Here is a 20,971-nt window from a genome sequence, read left to right on the forward strand (position 1 = left end):
ATTAAAATACTGTAATACCGCCGTTACTCGGCCTTGTTTATGAACGGATATATAGCTGAATCAGGATTCAGGGAAAATGAAATAAGATCTTCATGTACTCTTCATTTATTATATACCGAACATGTGTTCTATATGCAAGTGGTAAATACAGTTTTGGGAAGAAACCAAAAAAATAATAAAAGAAGGTAAACCCATACGGGCAGATGCTCCAGGATATTATGCTGAACTACGGCACATTTGTCAGAACAAATTAATATTCTGAATTAGGCTATTTCCAAAGGGAGTGCGTTAATGGGGAAAAATTCAACTTCAACTTATGACTACATTGTCATAGGCACAGGTCCAGCCGGAGCTGTTATCGCAAAGTCGCTTACTGACGATAAGCGAACTTCTGTGCTTGTATTAGAATCGGGCGGAAATCATGACAAAGACAAACCGATCAAAGATTCAACCTTTGCACTGGAACTTGAAGAAGTTTTTTTTTCGAATTATTTTTGGCAGGGAGAAGGAACTCCCCAAGAAGAACTTGACGGACGGGCTTTTGAATGGACAACGGGGCGACTCTCGGGAGGCGGTTCTTCAATCAACGGAGAGCAATATGTACGACCGACAGCTGCTGTGCTCCAAAGGTGGGAACGACTGCTTGGGCCCCTCTGGTCACCTGATAAAGCAGTGCGACGATTCCAAGCCTTAGAGAATTATAACGGTGAAACTACAAATATTAATGCGCGTGGGTATCAAGGGAGAATAAGCATTAGGCAGGCACCTGAAACTCCAACATTGATGGCACACAAGCTGACAACTGCGATCGAGCGAGCAACAGGTTATCCTATCATACTTGACTATAATGATCCGGACACCCCTTTAGGACCGTTCACCCGGTGGCAGTTGTTCCAACAGCCTAATGGTCGCAGGGAAAGCTCATCCACAGCCTTTCTGTCCCCCGATATTATGACTTCAACAGGTCGGGACGTTCATAACCGGAAATTAACTGTAATGTTCCGGACAACGGCGCTCCGTATTCTTTTCTCCGGTAAACGTGCCATTGGCGTTGAATTTTTGAAGGATGGCAAATGCATTCGTGCGTATTCTCGTAAAAAGGTTATTATATCGGCAGGGATCAACAGCCCTCAGTTGTTGATGTTGTCAGGAATTGGATCTGCTAAAATGCTGAAAAAGGCGGGAATTCCCGTCATCTTCGATAATCCAAACGTAGGGCAAAGGCTAAAAAACCATACGCTAAATTTCGCTGCATTTACTACCAATTCAAAAGATCGCGCCCTTCCTGCCCAAGACCCCAATGCACTTTATACGGGAGGAGCTTTCTTACCAGACCCATCGGGAATTGATCCGGATGAAAGGGCGGTTCAACTCATTGGCATCGGATCTGAAGAACAATTGACAATAGCGATTTTGTACTTGCGGCCAAAGAGCAAAGGGACGATCCGCATACAAAGTAAAGATCCGCTAAATATCGTATTGGCAGATGAAGGATTTCTCTCTGATCCAGACGACATGGAGGCTGTAAAAAGAATTTATCAAACGTATATCAGAAATATCGCCCTTGAGTTAGAAAAAATAGATCCCTCTTATAAGCTCCTATCCCCTACATTCGAAACAATGGATGATGATGAGAGACTAGAAGAATTTATTAAGGAGAATTTCGATCACAATCATCATCAGCAAGGTTTTCTGCGTATGGCTCCTTTATCAGAAGGAGGAGTTGTTAACCGTAAAGGAAATGTACATGGGGTTCAAGATTTGATCGTTGCAGATGCGTCCATTGTTCCATATACAGTTGATGGAAACACCTCCTCTGCTGCATATCTTATTGGCTATACTATAGCCAAACAACTGTGTAAGCGCAAAAAGAAACAACGACCACGCACGGAAATGGGGGAAGAATAACCACGTAAGAGCCCTAGAATATAGCAGAAAAAAAAGACTGGAGATATTTAGAGGCCACTGAAGAACTTGCGTATTTCTTCGGAAGCTACGCAAAGGGTGTAAAAAGAAGACATTCCCTCCGCGTTTGATATGCTCCCCCTACAGTAGACAGGTAAAATAATAACAACCTGTTACTGTAAGGGGAGCATTTTTCTATGGAACAAAAGAAGTTCACAGTATTTGAGAAATTAACGATTCTTCAAGAAATCGAGCAGGGATTAATCGGAGTTAAAGCCACAGCCCGGAAATTCGGGATTGGAAGTCCGGCCTCATAACGAATAAACCTTCTGCTTGGAGGGGAGCTTCTTTCTTGTACTTATGCCTAATTACCATTAAGACCTTAACGATTCATTCTTTAACAGATTATATCTTTACGGTAATATAGTATATTGTGGTCAGACAGTGTATTTGTACCACTTTTTGATGCTCCTTTGCCATCCTGGCTGGTCTCTATGAGTACATATTTGGTAGAATAAGAGATGTGGACCGTATATTGGAGGGAGCTGCGAGTGATTTTTGCGGCTGTGAACTTGAGGGTTCATTTATCTAGTTATGATGTGTAATGAACCATGTAATCTATACATAGAAAGAGGGATTGACGTGGCTACGATAGGTATCGATCTTGGAACAACGAACAGCCTTGCCGCCTACTGGGCCGATGACCGCGCAGTTATTATACCGAATATTCTCGGGGAGAATCTGACCCCGTCGATCGTGAGCCTGGACGATAACGGCGAAATTGTCGTCGGACGGATCGCGCAGGAACGACTGATCACTCATCCCCAAGTGACCGCCGCTACATTCAAGCGGTTTATGGGAACGGAAAAAACGTACACCCTGGGCGACCACTCATTTACACCGGAGGAGCTCTCCTCCTTCGTGCTGAAATCGCTTAAAGCCGATGCGGAGGCTTACCTCGGCGAGGAGGTAACGGAAGCGGTGATCAGCGTCCCCGCCTATTTCAACGACATGCAGCGCAAATCGACGAAGCGTGCGGCAGAGCTCGCCGGGCTCCGGGTGGAGCGGCTGATCAGCGAGCCGACAGCTGCTGCCATTGCTTACGGCCTGCATCAGGAATTGCCTGAAACGAAATTTCTCGTATTCGATCTCGGCGGCGGCACCTTTGACGTATCGGTGCTCGAGCTGTTCGAGGGGATTATGGATGTGAAGTCCATCGCGGGGGATAACTTCCTCGGGGGAGAGGATTTTACCGAGCTGCTTGTGAACGCCTTCCTGGAGCATCACAGCATGACTGCGGAATCGCTGTCTTCCAAAGCGCTGTCCGCCGTCTACAAGCAGGCTGAGCTGTGCAAGCTCTCTCTTGGCCGGGATAACACAGCTGTCATGAACGTCCGGATCGATGAGCAGATGCTGGAGTTCAAGCTGGAGCGCCAAGCCTATGAGAAGCTGGCCCAGACGCTGCTGCTTCGGCTTCGACAGCCTATCGAACGAGCCTTGCGGGATGCATCCCTGTCACCGTCTGATCTGGACGCTGTCATTCTGATCGGGGGAGCAACACGCATGCCGCTGATCAAGAATACGATCGGTCGCATGTTCGGCCGCATGCCATATACCAACATTAATCCGGATGAGACGGTCGCACTAGGCGCAGCCATCCAGACGGCTCTGAAGCAGCGCAACAAGGCGCTGGAGGAAGTGATTTTGACGGATGTATGCCCGTATACACTGGGCACCAATGTCGCTCGGGAAAGGTCGGATGGCACTTTCTCTTCCGGTCACTATCTTCCGCTTATCGAGCGTAACACACCGATTCCGGTCAGCCGCGTGCAGCGCCTCTACACGATTCGTGACAATCAGAGAGAGCTGGTGGTCGATGTGTACCAAGGCGAAAGCCGGCGAGTGGAAAATAATCTGAAGCTGGGAGAGGTGAGAGTTAAAATTCCGCCTGCTCCTGCTGAACAGCAAAGCATTGATGTCCGCTACACCTATGACATTAATGGAATTCTGGAAGTTGAGGTTACTACCGTGTCTACAGGGGAGAAGAAACGGGTGGTTATCGAAAAAAATAAAGGAAGCATGACCCCTGAACAGATCGAAGCCAGGTTAAAGCAGCTCGAGGATATTAAGATTCATCCACGTGACCGTACAGTGAACCGCCTGCTTATCGCCAGAGGGGAACGTCTGTATGAAGAAGCTCTTGGCGATCGTCGCCCTTACATTGCGGCTGTGCTGGAGCAGTTCGAGGCTGCACTTCAGACGCAGGATGACCGTGTCATCCAAAAGGCTGCCGAGCAGCTAAAGGAACGTCTGGAGCAGCTTGAAGGGGGGATGAATTTCATATGAGCATATGGAGCACCCTTGGAATCGAGCCAACCGAAGACAGCTCTGCGATCAAAAAAGCCTATGCCCGAAAGCTCAGACAGCATCATCCGGAGGAGGATCCTGAAGGATATCAGCGCTTGAGAGAAGCTTATGATCGCGCGCTTAAATATGCCAAAATGATGGCGGAACACAAGGTGCAGGAAGCGTACATATCCCAACTGGACGATGAGGACCTGAACGAGGAAGCCGGTGCGACCGAGGCATTGGATGAGTATGCTGGGGAATCCGAAGACGATTTCCGCAGCATTCCGGAAGCTCACGAAAAACACCGCGCCGAAGTGGATGACGCATTGTCCCGGACAGAGCGCGGCTCAGCCCAGACCATTTCAGAGTTCATGCAGCAGCTGGACGAGCTGTATTCTGATTTTGAGGCGCGAATCGACCTGGTGGCCTGGGAGACGCTGCTGAATTCTGATGTCGTGTGGAATGTAGAGCTAAGTGGGCAGCTTCAGGATGCAATGTTGTACTATTTGGAGGATCATCCTCACCTGCCGCATGACATATGGGAGCGTCTGGATACCTCATTTCACTGGAGCCGTGATCCGGAAGAGAGGGACGAAGAGCTGCAGTACCATGACTGGGACTTCATCCGCTGGCAGCTTGACGGATCACTGACACTCGGCTACGACTGCTTCAAGAACAGCTCCCTGCCGGATAATTTCGACTACGAGACTTATCTGGAGCTGCGCTGTGACGCTCAGTCTGAGCTGATGAACGGGAATAGGGAGCTTGCTTACAAATACCTGGAGGAAGCGCACGGAATGTTCGCAGCGGATCCTGATCTGGAGCTGATGCGCGGCAAATGGTTCCTTGAAGCTGACCGGACAGATGAGGCTCTTGCCTGTTTTACTACCGTACTGGATTTACGTTCGGATGATCGCGATGCCCGCTGGCTTCGGGCCGGCATTCTCTTTGAACGCCAGCAATACGAGGAGGCAATTCAGGACGGAGAACTGCTGCTTGCACGCAGTCCAGAGGATAATGATATCCTCTGTTTTATCGGGCGCTGCCACATTGAGCTTGATCATAACAGAGAGGCCATTGTGAAGTATATGCAGAAATCGAACGAGCTGGACAAATCACATATGCCGACCTTAATCTATTGGGCCGAATCCGGAAGCAGGGAAGCTGCCAAGAATGTAACGATGCCTGCGGACAAGAAGAGAAAGCTGCTGCTGAACAACCTCCTGTTTCTTTTCTTCCTGACTATGCGGCTCAGCTGGCTGTATATTTTTGTCTACCTCGGCCTGCAGCTGTTCTTCGACGTTCATCCGATCTATCTGGGACTTCTAGTTATCGTAATACTGTGGAATGCTTGGAAAACGTTCCGCATTTCCCGTTTGCTTGGAACATAAAGAAGGAGGCCGCTATGCTGGAACAATACAGCCGGGGGCAGCGCAAACAGATTGAGCAGTATTTCCGCTGTCTCTCGTACATCTGCACCGATGGCATGATCAGTTACTATTACCTGGCTTTTGATTTTCAAAAGAAAGATAGATTTATCCGCAATCATTATATGAAAAAAATCTTAAAGCGGTGGCATATCACAGATATCACCTCCCTAAAAAAGGAGCTCAGCTGGCTTCTTGAGGACCAGCACCGCGAACACTACTTGAGGCTGCATAAGCAGCTTACTGCGCTTCCGTGGGAAGCACGCCAGCGTTATGTCAAAGGCTTCGAGAACGAGGCCGATTACCGCAAGCTGGCCGTAGTGAACCGGATGATTCCAGAGTTGCCTTCCGGGGATATTTCAGCCTTCAGCACGGCCTGGATGATCCTCCTTTGCCAGATAGGCGAGGCACACGATTTGCTCTCCAAGGAAGAAGCCTGGAAGCTCAAGCTTAAGGCTGCCGAGTATGCCCATCAGGCTTATAGCAGCTGGCCGGAATATATAATTGGTTTTACAGCGGGAAGCTATTTTATGCTTAATGACGGCAAATTCCAAAAAAACGGCTTCCTTGCCAGACAGGCTGTAACGATAAGCAACGGAAAAAATCCGCTTATCAAGCGTTTTCCGTGGGGAATGAATCTGTATCCGGACAACGGAAAGTTTGCTTCAACGGAGCAATCTGTGGCCACATCGACGTATGTATAATCATGTGTTGCAGATAAGAAAGAGGAGTCCCGAGATCGATAACGATCTCGGGATTCCTCTTTTAGGTTAATTATGTTCCACCACTCTGCTTGAACGGGTGTACTTCAATATCTGGCCGATCTTGGGTCACTTAGCTAGTTTATGCCTTATGCTGATTTCAGCCGCCGATGCAACTCCACCGCTGCTCTCAATCGCTTCCAGACGAATATATCTGGCGTTTGGAAAATTAAAGTTTATGGATTTACTATAATAGTCCTGTTCCCAAGCTCCGCTTGTCACATTTGTGAAATCGATCCCGTCGGAGCTGGCATAAACCGTATACTGCGTAATAACACCATCCGGCTTAAAGTCCGTCCGAGTTTGATAATCTAAACCAGTGACTTCGTAAACACCGCCAAGATCCAGTGTAATGGATTGTGGTAACGGCGCGATTGGGGACCATTCAGAGTGCCACATGGTTTCTGGTTTACTGTCAATAGCTTTGGACGCCTCATAGCCTGTATGCTGACTCGTTGCAATGGCTTTCATTTTTTCCTTGGGGACAATTCCCTCAGACGGTTCCGGTTCGTTTGGCAGACTAACCTCCTTGTTACGGATGACCAGATCGGTTATCAATGCAGCGTGATCCGAATAGAACGAATACCCGGGCATTTCGTGTCCCGGCAGCCTTTTATCGAACGTTTGTGAATTCAGGATGCGAATCTGCTCACCTAATGTCCAAATGTAGTCGATTCGTGCCGGAATCATACGAAAGCCAAAATCCGGGATCAATGTCCCTCCAGGATTGAGACGGGCATCCGGATGCGCCCATCGATAAGAATCGGTAAATCCGTAATCCTCTATCAGCCCGGTTACCGCCCAGGGCAGAACAAGTCCTCCATGTCCAGGTGCATCGGCAAACCGCTCGCTCCAATCTGTGCGGGACAGCGTATTAAAATCGCCTGCCATTATTACAGGCGAAGGGTCGCCCTTTAAATAGGTTGGGAGATTGCCATTCAAAATTTTGCGGATCATACCTAAACGGTAAACGGTGTCCGTTGCGAGAATTTCCGTATTCGTATATGTTCGGGGGAGTCCATAGGTGATCTCACCAACCGTCTGATTTAGGGTTTTCACGGCTCCACCTTCGTGATGTATCCATGTATCAAATAGATTGAGTTCTTGACCGTCCGGGAGTTGAACCTTTACGCCACCGAAGTGATAATCGGCCATATACGCAGAGGATTTAAGAATAGGAAATAGCTCCTTTACCGGGAAGCGGCTAAAAATCCAGAGATTATCCAGTCCCGGTTCGCGGTCCGGATCCCGGCTGATCTGAATCGCGTGATACTGCTCGTCTTCAGGTACACCTGCATTTAAACCTTCCGCAATAATCTCTCCCGAAGAATACGTTTCGACCAGGAACAAAATGTCGGGATTATGATGGCGAATGGCCTCGATCATTTGATTTACATTTTCCGCTCCCCCGGCATCCCGGCCGCCGTTCAAAATGTTCCATTCCATCACCCGTATCGGAGTTCCAAGCGGGCTGCTCGTAAATTCTTGGCTTACGTCAACGAATAAATTTCCTTCAGAAACATAAAACGGCGTCGATTCCGCTGAACCGGCAGCAGGGTGCACCACACGTCGGGCTATCACGTCGTCCTCGTTTCTGATGGTAAATATAACTTCATTGCCAAGCGGACTATCTTTATCACTAAGCGCATGAATTTCGCAAAGCTGCGTATCGGTTGTTCGGAATGGTGAAGAGTGAGTGTTTTTTCCGAAAGCCCTCAGGTTAGCCTTGGCCACGTTATTGTTTCCGCACATCATATTCAGTTGAATACGAGGATCAGTGGGAACCTCATCTCCCAATGCAGAGACTGAAAAAGTTACTGTTCCTTTCCTCTCGATTTCTCCATTGCTTGGCGCCGCGAATGACCCTTGTACCGGCAAAATTGCAATCAGCAGGAGTATCGTCATGATTCTTATCAAATTTAATTTCGAAGAATTTTTCAATGAATATACATCTCCTCTGTGGTAAACAATTTTCATTTCTGGCAGCTTCCTGCTTCGCTCAAGTCGGGATTCAAAGTTCGCATATTGCCCTGGATGTTGAAAAAAATAAATTCTCTAGTATGTATTCACGAAGGCAAGGCCTCACAATGACGGGTACGTGTTTGTTCCAGACAAAGCTAAACAACTCAATCGGCGTCCATTTCCATCCACATCACCCCAATCTTGTAATATATGAGAATTATATGTTCAAATTTAATAGTTAACAAGATTACAACCTAGCAATGATGAAATGGATTAGAATACAAAAAACAATATTGCAATAAGGATATAAACTACCGGGAAAACAGATTAGGTGAGGAGGTCTCATGTCAGAAAAATATTTGTTGAATGCTTTGGATTATTCTAACAAACCCAATGAATCCAGACGATATTACAAGTAGTTGGATATTTGAAGGAGAGCTGAACAATGCCAAAACAGAATACGAAATTAAATTATATCGATAAGTTATTCTTTAGCAGAAGCAAATTGATTGTGAATTTTTTCTGGGGAATCGTCGCTGTGACAATGTTGGTTAGTTTCACTACTTTTCCGAATCTGCAAACGATCCTTCTCATTGACGGATGCCTTGTCTTACTGGTGGGGATTCTGGATTGGATCAACCGGAAGCGGTGGATCAGCCGGGCGTATCCCTATGTGATCGCAGTATTTATGAGCATGATCATGTTCTTTTCGTTAGGCAGTTATCCATCGCTTCTGATGCTGGTTATGTTTGCAGCCCTGCTGACAACTTACCCTACATATAAGCCGCTGCTGGTGAACGGTATCCTTTCTTTTGCAACCATTAATTATTATGCAGCCAATCCGACGGCTGAAACGAAAGAAGTTATCAACTGGTCCTCCAATTTCGACTATCTGGTTCCATTCGGGGTTTTGATGCTGATTGCGTTCTTGTTCCAGCGCCTCATCCAGTCCACCTATCGGAACCACCAGGAAGTGATCAAATCCAAGGAGCAGATGGAGCGGGTATTTGAGCAGCTTAGGGATGCGATTGGCGTGCTGAGCCGCTTCCACATGAAGCTTCAGGAAAATGTGAAGCATACCGGAAGCATTACAGGAGAAATTACAGTTGGATTTGCGGAAGTAAACAAGGGCATCGAACTGCAGGCTGCCAGTATCACCGAGGTGTCCGGTATTTTAAGCCGCGCTGACTATGGAATCAAGACAGTAGCGGACAGTTCGGAGCTGATGAAGAAGTTGACCGGTGAGGCGGCGGACGCAGCGGCCACAGGGAACCAGCAAATAGGTGAGCTGGCACAAAGCGTGAACGAGGTCGGCGGCATCATCGACAACATTGTGGCTTCCATGGGAGATCTGACCCACCAGAGCCGGCAGATCGGTACCATCCTCACGACCATTCAGGAAATCGCCAAGCAGACGAATCTGCTCGCGCTGAATGCTGCGATCGAAGCAGCGAGAGCAGGGGAGCACGGCAAGGGCTTTGCCGTTGTTTCCGGAGAGGTCAGAAAGCTGGCGGAGCATTCCCAGCGTTCATCTGAAAAAATTGAAGAGCTGCTTCAGCGGATTGGAAGTCAGACAATAGCACTGAGTGATCAGGTGAAGCTGGGACAAGAAGCCATAGCATCCAGCAGGGAAGCAGCCGTCTCTTCTCAGGGTGTATTCGAAACGCTTAGCTCCTTGGCTGCACAGGTTGCTGCCCAGGCAGGACAGGTTGAGCAGAAGACGGCAATCATTAAGAAGTCGTCCGGGGAGATCGTTGGTGAAGTGGAGTCTATTTCTTCCATCTCCCAGCAATCCAGCGCCACCTCCGAAGAAATATTGGCCAGTATGGAAGAGCAGAAAGTAATGGTAAGCGAAATTGTAACGAGCTTCGAGGAGCTGGAGAAACTGATTCAAAATCTGGAGAATATCACGAATAAGGTAGAAGACAGCCCTGCTGAATCGTAAATACGAAGAGCAGGCGTAAAGGATTGCCTACAGTCGCCGTGACTATTAAAAAAACCTCGTTTGTGATGTGTATGTACCCGCTGAATTATAGTCGGTTTATAGTCAGAGCCAAGAAGAAAATATGTGATATATTGGATAAGAGAGAGACGAGGAAGGTTGAGCGTCGGTAAACAGGGCTCAATCTTGGAAAGGTGGACAAGCAAGTGGAAACATACAAAATTCTCGTTACGATGCCGAAAACCCATATCTTTCATACTTTTTTTAATGAGGGCCTGATTCGGCAGCTGAATGAAATCGGGGAAGTTATCTGGAATGAAAGCACGACAACGCATTTTACCAAGGAAGAGCTATGCGAAAAAATCGAGGATATCGATATTCTCGTAACAGGCTGGGGAACTCCGATCCTTGATGAAGAGGTCGCAGCCCGGGCTAAAAAGCTTAAAATGGTGGCTCATACAGGCGGCTCGGTTCGTCCTTACGTGACAGATGCAATTTATGATAAAGGTGTGAAGGTCATCAGCGGCAACGAGGTGTTCGCCCAGTCTGTGGCCGAAAGCGTAATCGCTTACGCACTGACATCCCTGCGGGATATTCCGAAATATTCTTCAGATTTGAAAAATGGGATCTGGCCGACTGGCTATTATAATAAAGGGCTGCTGGACCGCACGGTCGGGATCGTCGGCTATGGCATGATTTCCAAAATAGTCGTACAGATGCTCAAGCCTTTTAATGTGAAAATCAAGGTGTTTTCCCGCCATATCGCCCAGGAAGAGCTGGATAAGCATGGAATGGAGAAGGCCGATTTGCCTGAAATCTTCTCAACATGCGACATTGTATCCATCCACAGCGGCATGACGAAGGAGAACTATCATCTTATAACTGAAGAGCTGCTTCGGATGATGCCGGAGGATTCGCTACTGATCAATACGGCGAGAGGAGCGGTCATCGACGAGCCTGCGATGTGCCGTGTGCTTGCAGAAGGCAAAATCAACGCGGTGCTGGACGTTTACGAGGTGGAGCCGCTGCCGCAGGGACATCCGCTTATGGCGCTGGACAACGCTATTCTGATGCCGCATATGGGAGGTCCGACCGTGGACCGGCGTCTGGTTGTTGTTCAAGCTCTCATCCATGATATAGGCCGGTTCCTGAACGGCGAACCGCTTCGTAACGAGATTAGCCAGGCCTACGCGTCCAAAATGTCCACGCAATGATTTCTTATAAGAATACAGGAAATACGAAAGGGACGGCTCCAGCAGCCGTCTCTTTTCTTATCTATATAAAGGAGGTGGATGAACCTCAAGTGTGGCCTGCAAGGAGTTGGGAGCCGTTTTCCGTTTATTACCAGGTAGGATTGTTACAAAGATCACTTACTGTCAGAACCAATTCAGTTATGCTGTGGCACACCTCAAACTTGATGGGGGATTGAAGAAGAAAGGTTGGTTGCAGTACGGTGCTCAAAGATGTGAATCTGAAGACTTTAATCTCTAAATTGATACTTCTTTTATTTATATTGATCTTTGTTATGAGCTTTAGTGCACTCTTCGGTAACGACAATATTCTTATAGGAGTAGCCATTGTTACGGGAATATTAATGTTCTGGAATATGGATATCGGTATTAGAAAAGCAGAGGCTCCGCTGCTTATAGCAGCTGTTTTTGTTTCAATAGGGGCTTTTTCATATATAGCAGGTTTAAATCCTGTGCTGGGTTTTATCGTTCATCTGGTTTCGATTTTTGTTATCATGCTGCTGTTTTCAGAAAAAGTTGAATATAAAGCCTTTTTGCCCTTTATGCTTTGTTATGTTTTTGCACAGGGCATTCCTGTAGCAGATGTCGCGCTTCGAAGCAGATTATATGGCCTGTTGATCGGCGGCACGTTGACAGGCATTGTTTATTATTATAGACATCGTAAAACGGATAATCATCCTTATCCAAGGATATGGAATATCATTCGTCATGTGGATGTACATTCTGTTCGCTTTGATTATGCAGTCAAAATGGCTGCTGGAGTAAGTACAGGAATGCTGATTGGTGATTTATTTCAGGCGCAGAGAGGCATGTGGATTAGTCTGACGATTCTTTCCATCCTGCAACCACATCTCACGCATAGCAAAGAGCGGTTAAAACATAGACTTACAGGCACTATCATCGGTGCTGCTGTATTTATGATTCTGTTCGTAATGCTGCCCTCACAATTCAGTGTGATGATCACATTACTATTAAGTTATATGTACATGTTCGTCGTGGAATATCGGATTCAAATGATTTTTGTGACAGTACAGGCACTAAATGCATCACTTGTATTATTCGATTATCCGGTTTCTATTGGGATGCGACTTAGTTTTATAGTGATCGGTGCTTGTATTGCTGTACTGATTAGTAAATATGATCTAAAGGATCTGCGGGCCAAGTTAATCAATTGATGCTTCACAAGTGAGCATATTTAACCGCAGATAGAAAAAGGCATCCCGCAAGATCCAAGATCATGCGGGATGCCTTTTTGATGCTAAAGTTATGTTGATAAGTATCAGCCCATATTTTGTGCTTTCGCAGGAGCGGGAGCCATACCGGCTGACTTTCGTTTAGCCAGATCCATTTTGCGCTGCAGCATGCCCAGCACTAAGTCTGCAGCAATAGCAAGCACCGCGGCAGGGATAGCTCCTGCAAATATCCGAAGGGAGTTGCTGCTGTTCAGCCCTGCGTAGATCTCCCGTCCCAATCCGCCGCCTCCTACGAGAGGGGCGATCGTTACGACACCGATGGCAATGACGGCCGCAACCCGAAGCCCTGACATAATATACGTCAGCGAAAGCGGGAAACGTACTTTAATGAGCAGTTGGAAGGGGCTCATACCGATTCCCTTGCCAGACTCCAGATAGCTGGGATCAACCTGTTTTAACCCGACATATGTATTTCGTGTGATCGGATTTAGTGAATACAGGAAGAGTCCAACCATGACCGTCTTCGTTCCGAGTCCCAGCCATAACATGAGAATGACCAGCATAGCGAGGCTGGGTACGACCTGAAGAATGTTGGTTATAAACAGAATGATCTTGGCAGTCCATTTATTTTTTGAACAGAGGATGCCAAGAGGCACGCCGACGATAACCGCAAGCCCGAGACCGATCACGACCATCGTAATATGCTGGATGAAATACTCCCAGAGCATACCCTGGTTTCGTGATATATAAGACATAAAGTCCGCTAATGTTAGTTGTTGTTCACTTTCCATCGTTACCCTCCTTTAGCTTTTCAAGAGGCCCTGTTCCTTCAAGTATGCGATCGCGACTTCCCGTTCACTTTTCTTCTCAATGTCCACCTGATAGTTGAGTGATATCATCGTGTCTGCATCCAGAAGACCGATTAAAGGCGATATTGCATCCTCAATTTCAGGATGCTCTTTCAAAAGATCTGAACGGAGCACCGGACTTGCATCATATGGAGGGAAGAATTGTTCATCATCCTCAAGGGTCTGTAATTCATAAGCTTTCAGCCGGGAATCTGTAGAATAAGCCAGTACAATATCGACCTGCTTATTAGCTACCGCGCTGTATACCAGACTGATCTCCATGGGGAATACCTGACCAAATTTGATGTCATACGCTTTAGAGAATGCCGGATATCCATCCGTGCTTCTTTCCAGCCAGGTGGTATCTACCCCGAGCTTCATATTATCCATGTCTTTTTTGATATCGGAAATTTTGGTATACCCATTCGATTCAGCGATATCCTTTCTTACCGTGAATGCGTATGTGTTCTCAAAGCCTAGTGGATTCATCCAGGTGAACCCGAAGTATTTCTGAAATCCATCTTGAGCTTCTTTCAAGACTTGGGCACGGTCCTTGGTGCCGCTGATCGGAAAATGGCTGTTAAAGATCTCGCCGGTATATAATGTTGCCATCTGAATGTCGTTTCTTTTCATCGCTTTAATGATAAGTGAACTCGACGCCAGATCAGGGATTATATCCGCCTTCAGACCGGTGTGCTCTTCAATCAGAGCTTTATACATTTCAGCAATGATCTTGGATTCGGTATAGGTTTGAGTCCCGATTGTGATTCCGCTCTTTATTCCGCATGCTGAAGTAAAAGAGGCAAGAACGATCATGCTGACCAGCATCCATATCCATTTGAACTTATTCAGTTTCACCACGTCTCCCTTGTTCTTTCCGGCTTGCTGTCTCTGTGTGATGTTACTCATATCGCAGCGTCCCGTCCCGGATTCTGATGGTAGCGTCTGCTGAGCCAGCCCTCAAGAAGACCAAGCAGGCCGTCAGCCGCAAGCGCCAGCAGAATGGCGCCGATGCCGCCTGTGAATATCATTTCGGACTTGTTAACGCCCAGTCCTGATACAATAAGCTGGCCCAAACCGCCAGCGCCAATCAGAGAAGCCAGGGTTGCCCAGCTGATGATATACACTGTTGTAATGCGGATACCGGACATGATGTAAGGAAGCGATAGAGGCAGCTGAATCCTTAAAATCGATTGGGCAGTGCTGTATCCCATCCCTTTTGCGGAATCAAGAACGCCTTTATCAACAGAATTAAAACCGTCATAGGTGTTTCGCAGGATTGGCATCAGGGAGTACAGAAACAATGCCAGTATGGCAGGCTTCATGCCGATGCCAAGCAGCGGAATCAGTATAGCGAGAAGTGCCAGGCTTGGTACCGTCTGAAACAGGTTTGCAATAAAGAATACGATATTGTTAATCCATTTTATCCGGTTGTAAACAAGCAGGATGCCAAGAGGGACAGCAATCATCGTCCCTAGCAGCACCGAAGAGAATGAGAGGACGAGATGCTCCTGCAATGCCTTTAAAATATCCGGATAACGTTCTGTGATAAAGCTCCAGAATGTGTCCATATCACTCATCCTCTCCGTTCGGCAGCGGAGGGACCATAGCAGGATATATTTGGGCCAAATGTTTAACTACACTGCCTCTTGTAATTAATCCGAGGAATTGGTTGTTGCTGTCTACTACAGGGAGATTGCTGAGCTGATGGTTGTCCATAATCTCAATGGCCTCCGGCAGTGTGCTGCCCGGAGCAACGGAATAGCGGACCGGCTGCATTACGTCGGCAACGGTCATGCCTTCTTCGCCGTATTGATCAAGCACACGGTAGATGGAAACCGCTCCTTTAAGCTGACGGTTACGGTCCACAATCAGCAGCGAATCGACCCGCTTCATTTCCATCATCTTGATCGCCTCAGCTAACCCTCTGCCCGGGAAAGCCATAACCGGATTCGTAATCATTACTTCATCCACAAGCGGAATTTCATAGGTGTTTTCATTTTGCAGACGGTTCGAACCGATAAAGTTACGTACATAATCATTGGCAGGATGCCGTAAGATGGTGTCCGGTTTACCTGTCTGTATCACTTCACCGTCTTTCATCAGAACGATGGTATCTGCAATCTTGATCGCTTCGTCCATATCATGTGTAACAAAAATAATGGTTTTATGGAGTTCCTGCTGAAGCCGGATCAGTTCATCCTGAAGCTGCTCACGGCTAATCGGGTCCAGGGCGGAAAACGGCTCATCCATAAGAATAATATCAGGATCCGCTGCAAGTGCCCGCACCACACCGACACGCTGTTGCTGCCCGCCGCTAAGCTCAGATGGATATCGGGTGCCATAAATTTTGTAATCCAGTCCGACCATGTCCAGCAATTCATTTACCTTTTGCTCGATTTTGTCTTTATCCCATTTCTTTAGACGCGGAACGACACCTGCATTCTTCGAGATGTTCATATGCGGAAATAATCCAACACTTTGAATGACATAGCCAATATTGCGCCGCAGTTCTACCGGGTTTAATTCAGAGACATTCTTGCCGTTAATGAGCACTTTACCGGATGATGGCGTATTGAGTGCATTGACCAGCTTCATCAGTGTTGATTTTCCGCAGCCGCTAGGACCGATGAGGACGGTAATCTCTCCTCTTTTGAATTGGAGGTTAATGTTTTTCAACGCATGGAAGCCATTGTCATAAACCTTGTTCACATGTTCTAGTACAATCATTCAATCGCCCCTCTGTCACCAGTATCCATATTATCCGGAGCATTTGGCATAGGTTCTACCTGGAAACTTTAAAAAAGATAATGTTCCAGATTGAGGGAAGGCATTTTGTTATGTAAATATTAAAATGGAACCAAGCAAGTTAGCTTTAAAAAAATTGAAATCCATTTCAGGTCCATTCGAAACAATTCATGCCTGTATGCTCCTGCCTACAGTAAAAGCATGCATTATCACGCAAAGGCTCCTTAACTTGGCTGTGGCCGCTCAAGCACCCCAGAGTCGTATGTTACTTAGTTACTTAGCTCAGCCGAAATGCCGATATGCAGCATAATTCGTAGGCAGGTAACGAGCCATATTTATGTATAGGTTCGTATAACCGAGATAATATGATTAGTACTATTACCCCATTAGAAGGAAAAAGAAACATGCAAATAGAGGGGATGATGTTCCTATTTGTGGGTGTATAGGTAGAGGACAAGGAATTAAGTAGTCCTGGTTTCGTATAGACCCATATTCGTTGAGTTTTGGTTTGCAATAAGTAAATTTACTAAAAAGTGGATAATGTCCGAAAATTGACAACATCTTTTTCGCCTGTCTATACTTTTCAAGTGAACAGTAGTTAATAATGGGTGGAGGGATTTGTTATGCATTTGCAAGATAAAGTGGCTGTCGTAACAGGCGCAGCTTCAGGCATGGGGAAATCGATTGCGGAATTGTATGCGAAAGAAGGCGCTAAGGTTATCGTATCCGATCTGAATTTCGAAGGTGCGAAAGTAGTTGCAGATGGAATAAATGAATCCGGCGGCATAGCCACAGCGGTAAAGACGAATGTTGCCGACTTGAATGACATCAACACCATGATTGATACGGCTGTTAGCGAATACGGAACACTAGATATTCTTGTGAATAATGCCGGTATCATGGACAACATGGCTCCAATCGGCGATGTGGATGACCAGAAGTGGGATCTTATATTTGATGTTAATACCAAGGGAGTTATGCGGGCCATCCGCAAAGCCATTCCTATTTTTCTTGAGAAGGGAAAAGGCGTTATCGTAAATATTGCCTCAACCGGCGGATTCAGTGGTGCCCATGCAGGTGCTGCTTACACGGCTTCCAAACACGCGGTTGTTGGGATCACCAAAAACACCGGCTTTATGTATGCGCAAAAAGGTATTCGCTGTAATGCGATCGCACCCGGCGCTACCATGACAAATATTGGTTCTACAATGGCAAATGTAGACGAGTTTGGTGCACTGCGTACGAAGGTTACACAAGGTGTTATCCCGCGTGTCGGACAGCCTGAGGAAATTGCAAAGGTTGCTTTATTCCTGGCATCGGATGAATCAAGCTTTGTAAATGGTGCGGTTATAGCAGCAGACGCAGGCTGGACAGCAGGCTTTTAATATTAAATGAGATATGCAGACGATTCCTTGACTGGAATCCTAAACGCTCCGTTCTTCTTGAACGGGGCGTTATTCAGTTTTAGTTCCTTAGGGGTAAAAGGTGTCTTTTGGATTTTAGGCATTAACTACCAATTTCAAGTCAAAAAGAACTGCTTTCCCTAAAAATACTTCCTAATTTACAAAAATACGGTAAGATAATTGTGCTCGCTATTTATACAATTTCAATCATGTAAATGAAGGGAGAGTATTTATGAAGAAGCGTGTCATTTCTCTGATTGCCTGCCTGATGTTCGCTTCCATGTTTACGCTTGGCGCACAAGCCTCGGATAATGGAAACGGGGAAAAAGTGAAGACGAAGGTTATGTCCTTCAACATCCATCACGGAGCGGATGTTGGCAACAAGCTGGACTTACAGAGGATCGCTGATGTGATTCGTGATTCCGGAGCGGAAATCATAGGTCTGCAGGAAGTGGACCGGTATTACAGTGCGCGTAGCGATCTCAAGGACCAGCCGAAAGAGCTGGCGGAGATGCTGGGTTATCATTACGCCTACGGTGCCAATTTGAATCTCGCTCCGGCAGCCGGACAGACGGAAAACCGCCAGTACGGAACCGCCATCCTCAGCAAGTACCCGATTCTCGAAGCAAACAATGTATTTTTGAGCAGCTTTGGCAAGGAACAGCGCGGTCTCCTGCACGCCGTTGTGAATGTAAAGGGAGTCCGGGTCAATGTGTTCAATACTCATCTCGGTCTGGATGTTCAGAGCCGAATGGTACAGGCACAGGAAATCATTGAGATCGCTTCGGCCCAAGAAGGTCATTCCGTTCTGGTTGGTGACTTTAATGCCACGCCGGATTCAGAAGAGTTCAAGCTTCTTCTTCAGAGCGGATTGTTCGTAAATGCCTTCGAGGGAATTGAAGACGCTTACACTTTCCCGGTGGTTAACCCTAACCGTACGATTGACTACATCCTTACCTCTCCCGGGGCGGAGCATGAGAATCAGCGTGTGATCAATACGGATGCGTCTGATCATCTTCCAATTGTGTCAGATGTGACGTTCAAGCGTCCGATCCCTGGATTAGACAAGAAATGAAATCATGCTGGAATGCAAATGAATAGAAACAAAGAAGCTGCAATCAACAGGCTGCAGCTTCTTTTTCTTGTGCTCAGAATTCCAATCATTTACGTCAGCGCGTGAGGGATTATTTTCGGATAAAAGAGTAAGTTATTGACAAGTTATGAATTCCGGAGTAATGGGTATAATACTGTTGCTTGAGTACGGAAATTTTGTAACCAATTTTCCATTATTGGTCGCTGCATGATGCAAATAACTTTGATAGAATAGTAATGTGATGGGATTACTTCCAACGTACATAAATAAAAACGAAAATTTATATTATTTAAAATAATTCTTATTTTATAATTATTATAAAAAAGCTTGACATATCTCATGTTTTGGTTAATTATAATAATTACAAAGTTCGTTCACGGACGAGCTGTTTAGTCCTGAACTTACTATATAAAATTTAAATCACATTAGAAAAGGAGATATAATCATGTCACTAATCGGAACAGAAGTATTACCATTTAAAGCGTCTGCTTTTCAAGACGGTAAATTTATCGATATCACAGAAGAAAACTTCAAAGGTAAATGGAGCGTAGTTTGCTTCTACCCAGCTGACTTCACATTCGTATGCCCTACTGAGCTGGAAGATCTCCAAAACCAGTATGAAACTTTGAAATCACTTGGAGTTGAAGTATACTCTGTTTCCACAGATACTCACTTCACTCATAAAGCATGGCATGAAAGCTCTGCTGCTATCGGTAAAGTAAAATATATTATGATCGGTGACCCTTCCCATGTGATCTCCCGTAACTTTGACGTGCTGATCGAAGAAGATGGTCTTGCAGATCGCGGTACATTCATCATCGACCCGGATGGTATTATCCAAACAGTTGAGATCAACGCAGGCGGTATTGGCCGTGATGCAAGTGCTCTCGTTAACAAAATTAAAGCAGCACAATATGTACGCAACCATCCAGGTGAAGTTTGCCCTGCAAAATGGTCGGAAGGCGCGGAAACATTGAAACCAAGCCTAGATCTCGTAGGCAAAATTTAAGGTGGTAATATAAATGGCACTAGATCAAGATATAAAAAACCAACTAGCCCAATATCTTCAGATGCTGGAAGGCGATATTGTACTCAAAGTAAGTGCAGGCTCGGATGATGCATCCGCTGAAATGCTTGCTCTGGTTGAGGAAATTGCCAGCATGTCTTCGCGGATCACGTTGGAAAAAACACAATTGTCTAGAACACCAAGCTTTAGTGTCAACCGTGTCGGTGAGGATACCGGCGTAATTTTCGCTGGTACTCCGTTGGGACACGAATTTACTTCACTGGTGCTCGCTCTGCTGCAGGTTAGCGGACGAGCTCCAAAAGTGGAGCAAAGCGTTATTGATCAGATCAAGAGCATCCGCGGCGAATATAAGTTTGAAACTTATATCAGCCTGAGCTGTCATAACTGTCCTGATGTTGTACAGGCATTGAACCTGATGAGCGTCCTCAATCCTGGTATTTCTCATACGATGATTGACGGAGCTGCATTTAAAGAAGAGGTTGAAAGCAAGGAAATCATGTCTGTACCAAGCGTTTACCTCAATGGTGAGTTTTTCGAAAGCGGTCGTATGACCGTAGAAGAAATTCTGGCCAAGCTGGGTACTGCGCCGGATGCATCCGAGTTTGACAATAAAAAACCGTATGATGTGCTTGTTGTCGGCGGTGGCCCGGCAGGTGCAAGTGCGGCGATTTACGCAGCACGTAAAGGGATTCGCACAGGTATTGTTGCTGAACGCTTTGGCGGTCAGGTCAATGATACGATGGGCATTGAGAACTTCATCAGTGTGAAATACACAGAAGGTCCTAAACTCGTAGCGGCAATGGAAGAACAGGTTAAAGAATACAACATCGATGTGATGAAACTGCAGCGTGCTAAACGTCTGGAGAAGAAAGATCTCATCGAAGTTGAGCTTGAAAATGGTGCGGTACTTAAGAGTAAGACTGTAATCATTTCTACAGGTGCCCGCTGGAGAAATGTCGGCGTTCCTGGTGAAGTGGAATTCAAGAACAAAGGGGTTGCTTACTGCCCTCACTGCGACGGTCCTCTGTTTGCAGGCAAAGATGTTGCGGTTATTGGCGGGGGG

The 20,971-nt window shown here is 46.4% G+C and carries 16 protein-coding genes; 11 read left to right on the forward strand and 5 right to left on the reverse strand.

What is annotated here, in order from left to right:
- Positions 1-291: 291 nt before the first annotated feature.
- The 4 genes from BN1234_RS16215 (at position 292) to BN1234_RS16230 (ending at position 6,385) form a co-directional block, all read left to right on the forward strand.
- Positions 292-1,908, forward strand: a complete 1,617-nt coding sequence (locus BN1234_RS16215) for a GMC family oxidoreductase (protein ID WP_054957707.1) — start codon at positions 292-294, stop codon at positions 1,906-1,908.
- Positions 1,909-2,547: 639 nt separating this feature from the next.
- Positions 2,548-4,251, forward strand: a complete 1,704-nt coding sequence (locus BN1234_RS16220; protein ID WP_054957708.1) for a molecular chaperone HscC — start codon at positions 2,548-2,550, stop codon at positions 4,249-4,251.
- Positions 4,248-5,645, forward strand: a complete 1,398-nt coding sequence (locus BN1234_RS16225) for a J domain-containing protein (RefSeq protein WP_054957709.1) — start codon at positions 4,248-4,250, stop codon at positions 5,643-5,645. The genes BN1234_RS16220 and BN1234_RS16225 overlap by 4 nt, the downstream gene beginning before the upstream one ends.
- A 14-nt stretch (positions 5,646-5,659) precedes the next feature.
- The gene (locus BN1234_RS16230) at positions 5,660-6,385 is read left to right on the forward strand and encodes a DUF1266 domain-containing protein (protein ID WP_054957710.1); all 726 of its coding nucleotides are present in this window, start codon (positions 5,660-5,662) and stop codon (positions 6,383-6,385) included.
- A gap of 126 nt (positions 6,386-6,511) precedes the next feature.
- On the opposite strand, the gene BN1234_RS16235 is transcribed toward BN1234_RS16230, so the two are convergent.
- Positions 6,512-8,383, reverse strand: a complete 1,872-nt coding sequence (locus BN1234_RS16235; protein ID WP_170308064.1) for a discoidin domain-containing protein — start codon at positions 8,381-8,383, stop codon at positions 6,512-6,514.
- A gap of 466 nt (positions 8,384-8,849) precedes the next feature.
- Between BN1234_RS16235 and BN1234_RS16240 the strand changes: the two genes are divergently transcribed.
- The 3 genes from BN1234_RS16240 to BN1234_RS16250 all read left to right on the forward strand — a co-directional run bounded on the left by BN1234_RS16240 (position 8,850) and on the right by BN1234_RS16250 (position 12,771).
- Positions 8,850-10,349, forward strand: a complete 1,500-nt coding sequence (locus BN1234_RS16240; RefSeq protein WP_054957712.1) for a methyl-accepting chemotaxis protein — start codon at positions 8,850-8,852, stop codon at positions 10,347-10,349.
- Between the two features lie 203 nt (positions 10,350-10,552).
- The gene (locus BN1234_RS16245) at positions 10,553-11,560 is read left to right on the forward strand and encodes a hydroxyacid dehydrogenase (protein ID WP_211751808.1); all 1,008 of its coding nucleotides are present in this window, start codon (positions 10,553-10,555) and stop codon (positions 11,558-11,560) included.
- A gap of 251 nt (positions 11,561-11,811) precedes the next feature.
- Positions 11,812-12,771, forward strand: coding sequence for an FUSC family protein (locus tag BN1234_RS16250; RefSeq protein WP_170308065.1), 960 nt, complete (start codon positions 11,812-11,814; stop codon positions 12,769-12,771).
- A gap of 104 nt (positions 12,772-12,875) precedes the next feature.
- Here BN1234_RS16250 and BN1234_RS16255 read toward each other — a convergent pair whose 3' ends face one another.
- The 4 genes from BN1234_RS16255 to BN1234_RS16270 all read right to left on the reverse strand — a co-directional run bounded on the left by BN1234_RS16255 (position 12,876) and on the right by BN1234_RS16270 (position 16,367).
- Positions 12,876-13,580 (reverse strand): ABC transporter permease, encoded by a 705-nt coding sequence (locus BN1234_RS16255; RefSeq protein ID WP_054957714.1) that lies wholly within the window; start codon positions 13,578-13,580, stop codon positions 12,876-12,878.
- A 12-nt stretch (positions 13,581-13,592) separates the two neighbouring features.
- Positions 13,593-14,465: an osmoprotectant ABC transporter substrate-binding protein gene (locus BN1234_RS16260; protein ID WP_054957722.1), complete on the reverse strand. Its 873-nt coding sequence runs from the start codon at positions 14,463-14,465 to the stop codon at positions 13,593-13,595.
- Between the two features lie 77 nt (positions 14,466-14,542).
- Positions 14,543-15,208, reverse strand: coding sequence for an ABC transporter permease (locus BN1234_RS16265; RefSeq protein ID WP_082423246.1), 666 nt, complete (start codon positions 15,206-15,208; stop codon positions 14,543-14,545).
- A 1-nt stretch (position 15,209) separates the two neighbouring features.
- A complete protein-coding gene (locus tag BN1234_RS16270) occupies positions 15,210-16,367 on the reverse strand; it encodes a betaine/proline/choline family ABC transporter ATP-binding protein (protein ID WP_054957716.1) in 1,158 nt (385 codons plus the stop codon).
- A 641-nt stretch (positions 16,368-17,008) separates the two neighbouring features.
- On the opposite strand from BN1234_RS16270, the gene BN1234_RS16275 reads away from it, so the two are divergent.
- The 4 genes from BN1234_RS16275 to ahpF form a co-directional block, all read left to right on the forward strand.
- Entirely contained in the window at positions 17,009-17,770 is a 762-nt protein-coding gene (locus BN1234_RS16275; RefSeq protein ID WP_054957717.1) for an SDR family oxidoreductase, read from the forward strand.
- Between the two features lie 250 nt (positions 17,771-18,020).
- Positions 18,021-18,863 carry an endonuclease/exonuclease/phosphatase family protein gene (locus BN1234_RS16280; RefSeq protein ID WP_054957718.1) on the forward strand — a complete coding sequence of 281 codons (843 nt, stop codon included), beginning with the start codon at positions 18,021-18,023 and terminating at the stop codon, positions 18,861-18,863.
- 463 nt (positions 18,864-19,326) lie between these two features.
- Positions 19,327-19,890 carry an alkyl hydroperoxide reductase subunit C gene (ahpC, locus tag BN1234_RS16285; protein ID WP_054957719.1) on the forward strand — a complete coding sequence of 188 codons (564 nt, stop codon included), beginning with the start codon at positions 19,327-19,329 and terminating at the stop codon, positions 19,888-19,890.
- Between the two features lie 13 nt (positions 19,891-19,903).
- The coding region (gene ahpF / locus BN1234_RS16290; protein ID WP_054957720.1) for an alkyl hydroperoxide reductase subunit F at positions 19,904-20,971 on the forward strand (1,068 nt) is incomplete at its 3' end.

This window comes from Paenibacillus dakarensis (genome assembly GCF_001373415.1).
GTDB classification, from domain to species: Bacteria; Bacillota; Bacilli; order Paenibacillales; family Paenibacillaceae; genus Paenibacillus_AQ; species Paenibacillus_AQ dakarensis.

Excerpts from the sequence above, each read along its gene's own strand:
- BN1234_RS16215 (WP_054957707.1), top strand. The coding sequence starts at position 292 with ATGGGGAAAAATTCAACTTCAACTTATGACTACATTGTCATAGGCACA.
- BN1234_RS16225 (WP_054957709.1), top strand. The coding sequence starts at position 4,248 with ATGAGCATATGGAGCACCCTTGGAATCGAGCCAACCGAAGACAGCTCT.
- BN1234_RS16230 (WP_054957710.1), top strand. The coding sequence starts at position 5,660 with ATGCTGGAACAATACAGCCGGGGGCAGCGCAAACAGATTGAGCAGTAT.
- BN1234_RS16240 (WP_054957712.1), top strand. The coding sequence starts at position 8,850 with ATGCCAAAACAGAATACGAAATTAAATTATATCGATAAGTTATTCTTT.
- BN1234_RS16255 (WP_054957714.1), bottom strand. The coding sequence starts at position 13,580 with ATGGAAAGTGAACAACAACTAACATTAGCGGACTTTATGTCTTATATA.
- BN1234_RS16260 (WP_054957722.1), bottom strand. The coding sequence starts at position 14,465 with ATGCTGGTCAGCATGATCGTTCTTGCCTCTTTTACTTCAGCATGCGGA.
- BN1234_RS16265 (WP_082423246.1), bottom strand. The coding sequence starts at position 15,208 with ATGGACACATTCTGGAGCTTTATCACAGAACGTTATCCGGATATTTTA.
- BN1234_RS16270 (WP_054957716.1), bottom strand. The coding sequence starts at position 16,367 with ATGATTGTACTAGAACATGTGAACAAGGTTTATGACAATGGCTTCCAT.
- BN1234_RS16275 (WP_054957717.1), top strand. The coding sequence starts at position 17,009 with ATGCATTTGCAAGATAAAGTGGCTGTCGTAACAGGCGCAGCTTCAGGC.
- BN1234_RS16280 (WP_054957718.1), top strand. The coding sequence starts at position 18,021 with ATGAAGAAGCGTGTCATTTCTCTGATTGCCTGCCTGATGTTCGCTTCC.
- ahpC (WP_054957719.1), top strand. The coding sequence starts at position 19,327 with ATGTCACTAATCGGAACAGAAGTATTACCATTTAAAGCGTCTGCTTTT.